The organism is Propioniciclava sp. (assembly GCF_029977985.1).
GTDB lineage: Bacteria > Actinomycetota > Actinomycetes > Propionibacteriales > Propionibacteriaceae > Propioniciclava.
The window spans coordinates 1-2,774 of record NZ_JARKOT010000134.1 but is presented as its reverse complement, the minus strand read 5'-3'; the positions used below and the strand labels follow the sequence as shown (position 1 = coordinate 2,774).

General features: G+C 71.2%; 2 protein-coding genes and 1 pseudogene. 1 reads left to right on the top strand and 2 read right to left on the bottom strand.

What is annotated here, in order from left to right:
* The first annotated feature begins 108 nt into the window (after positions 1 to 108).
* Entirely contained in the window at positions 109 to 867 is a 759-nt protein-coding gene (locus Q1K57_RS08395; RefSeq protein ID WP_300080906.1) for a hypothetical protein, read from the top strand.
* 154 nt (positions 868 to 1,021) lie between these two features.
* Here the strand turns inward: Q1K57_RS08395 and Q1K57_RS08390 are convergent, their stop codons facing one another.
* Together Q1K57_RS08390 and Q1K57_RS08385 are read right to left on the bottom strand one after the other, a co-directional pair.
* Complete coding sequence (locus Q1K57_RS08390; protein WP_300080903.1) at positions 1,022 to 1,648, bottom strand: toprim domain-containing protein; 627 nt, start codon at positions 1,646 to 1,648, stop codon at positions 1,022 to 1,024.
* Positions 1,572 to 2,774 (bottom strand): annotated as a pseudogene (locus tag Q1K57_RS08385) (hypothetical protein); the annotation flags it as partial. The gene Q1K57_RS08390 and the pseudogene Q1K57_RS08385, both read right to left, overlap by 77 nt.

Sequence of the window (2,774 nt, the reverse complement as noted above, 5' to 3'; positions counted from 1 at the left end):
CCACTTCTACGACGCCGGCTTCCTGATCGGCGTCTCGATCGTGTTCGGCAGTCTGGCGCGCGGCAGCTGCGTCGCGTACCGGCCGGGGCGGCGTTCGGAGAACCGATCATGAGCCGCGTCCCGGGCGGCCGCGCCATGAAGGGGGCGGTGGCGATCGAGGGCGAGCTCACGCTGAATCCCGTCAGCCGGCGCCTTCTGTACCGGATCGGCGGCTTCGCCGCGTGGGCGTACGTGGCCTTGGTGGCACTGGCGATCGCGCTGCTGTTCATCGCGCCCGTGCCACCGGCAGGCGGGACCGCTCTGCTTACCTACGTCGCCGACCACCGAGCCGTCTACATCGTCGAGCTCGCGTGCTTCGTCGGGCTCGCCGTGCCCGGACTGATCGCTTTCGCCGCCCTCGCCGTCGCGCTGTGGGACGCCGACCGCAGCCTCGCGCTGCTGGGCGGCGTGCTGGGCGTCGCCTCGGAGACCGCCGCGCTCGCCGTCGGCGGCAGCCCGCAGTCGCTGCACGGCGGGGTCATGCTCCTGGCGGACGCTTACGCCGCGGCGACCGATCCGGCCACCCGAACTGCTCTGGTCGGTGCAGCGGACGCCCTCGCGTCGGCGGTCAACGGCGCCCCGTGGGCGGGGATCCTGACCGCGGCCGCGATCGGCGTCCTGTCGCTGCTCGGGGGGCGCGGTGGGCTCGGGCGAGCCTTTGGCGCGGTCGGCCTCGCCACCGGCGTGCTCGGGATCGTGTCGGAGGCCGTGCGCCCGCTCATCGGCCCGGCCTACCTGCTCTACGGACTGCTCTTGCCGCTGTGGTTCGCCCAGGTCGGCGTCCGACTGCTGCGCCTCGCCGGCCAGCCGAGCGGCGCTGCCTTGTGACCGCCCTTTCGGACCACGAGGGTGGGGGTCGATCCCCTACCTCGACGCGGGCACGCTGGCGCGACTCCTCGGCGGGAGTGGCGGTACCGGCGGTTGGGCGCTACCGGCCCAGTGACGCAAAGGGGTGATGGGCGAGTTCATCGGATCTGCCCGATCAGATCTGAAATGCGGTCCCTGAAGCGCTCTGGGCCACATGTTCCCGGACGCTGTTCTCGGCCTGGTGGACGAGGCGGTTCTTGACGTCGCCGATGTCGCGCAGGGCGACCTTGCCACTGGCGCGAGGGTCTTCGTTCCACGCGGTGGTGAGGTCGGTGAGGGCGGTTCTGAGGACGCTCACGGGGAGTGAAAGCCGCTCGGCGATGTCCTGCAGGCCGGTCTCCCAGTGCTTTGGTGGTTGGGCGGCGATAATGCGAAGGACTTCGAAGGCGGCGTGCGCTGGGGCTAGGTGGGCGAAGCGTTCGTCGATCAGCTCCTGGGACAGCGGCCTCGCGTTGTCGAGTGCTGCGGTCAGGACGCCACGGCGTCCGGTGGTGAGAAGGTCGGCGGGGTCGGTGCCGTCGGGCAACGGGGCGTGGCGCGGGTCGTGTCCGTAGGGGCTGAGGATCCAGTAGTCGCGTTCGGCAGCGACGCGGCCGGCGAGGTCGCCGTCGGTGGCGACGATCGGCGTCCGATGGCCGAGCTGGCTGAGTTGGGCGGCTTGCTCGTCAGTCAGTGAGGTGCCGAGGGGTGCGACGCCGATGTACTTGCTGTTGGTGGCGAGGGTGACGGCGATGGCGTCCATGGGGCCTTCGACGATGACGGGGGTGATGTCGGGGCCGAGCGGTCCGGTGGTGTAGAGCTGGTCCCTTGTGGAAGAGCGGCGTGTCGCCGGTGTTGAGGTACTTGGGTCCGGCCGTGTCTTGGTCGGTGCGGTCGGGATGGCGGCGTCCGACGAAGCCGAGGATGACGCCTTCGTGGCGGATAGGGAACACGGCCCGGTCGCGGAACCGGTCGATCAACCGGCCGGTGGACGCGGTGGTGGCGACGCCGGCGGCGAGCATCTCGTCTTCGGTGACGCCGAGGGTGTGGAGGTGAGCGATGAGGGTGGTCCAGCCGGTGGGGGCGTAGCCGGGTTGTAGGTCAGCGTGTCCGGTGAGGTCGACGCTGAAGCGGGAGGCGAGGTAGGGCTGGGCCCAGGAGCCGGGGAAGCGGTCGGCGTAGAAGGTGGCGGTGAGCTGGTTGATCTCGGCGAGGCGTTCGGGGGTGGAGGGGCAGTCGCGCCAGGCGTCGGCGCGTTCGAACATCCGGCGGACGCCCTGATCGGTCGGCTCGGGCAGAGCCATGCTGTTGCGGATCATCGCCAGCAACGGCAGCTGGTCGCCACGATCCTCGTGCTCTTCGACGTCGAACGGCGGCTCCTCGACGAGGTCGACGTTCATCGCCTCGTCGTGTTCGGTGCGGTCGCAGAGGAGGATCGGGTGGGCGGGTTCGTAGCCGTCCCACAGGTCGGCGGGCGGTTCGTCGGCGGGGTGCGGCGGGTGGTCCGGCTCGTCGACGCGCGAGGAGGACGGGTCGGTGAGTGTTGAGATTCGCCAGACCAGGGCGAGGCAGTCGTCGACCTGTTGGTCGCCGTTGGTGCCGATGGTGAGGAGGTCTGCGGGCGTCCAGCCTTGGCGGACGCCGTGGTCCACCGCGGTGATGAGGGCGGGCCACCACCGGCTGGCCTGCAACTCGTGGGCGCGTTCGGCGCCGACGGTGTCGGCGAGCGTGGTGGTCCACGCGGGGGTGAGGGGCTGGTCGGTGTCGAGGGCGGCGGTGACGGCAGGGGTGACGTGCCGGGCGATCCGCCACCACAGGGCGGCGGCGGCATGGTCGTCCGGCAGGCCGCCTTCGCCGGCGGCGGTGTGCAGCAGCGTGCGGGCGTTGAG

Excerpts from the sequence above, each read along its gene's own strand:
- Q1K57_RS08395 (WP_300080906.1), top strand. The coding sequence starts at position 109 with ATGAGCCGCGTCCCGGGCGGCCGCGCCATGAAGGGGGCGGTGGCGATC.
- Q1K57_RS08390 (WP_300080903.1), bottom strand. The coding sequence starts at position 1,648 with ATGGACGCCATCGCCGTCACCCTCGCCACCAACAGCAAGTACATCGGC.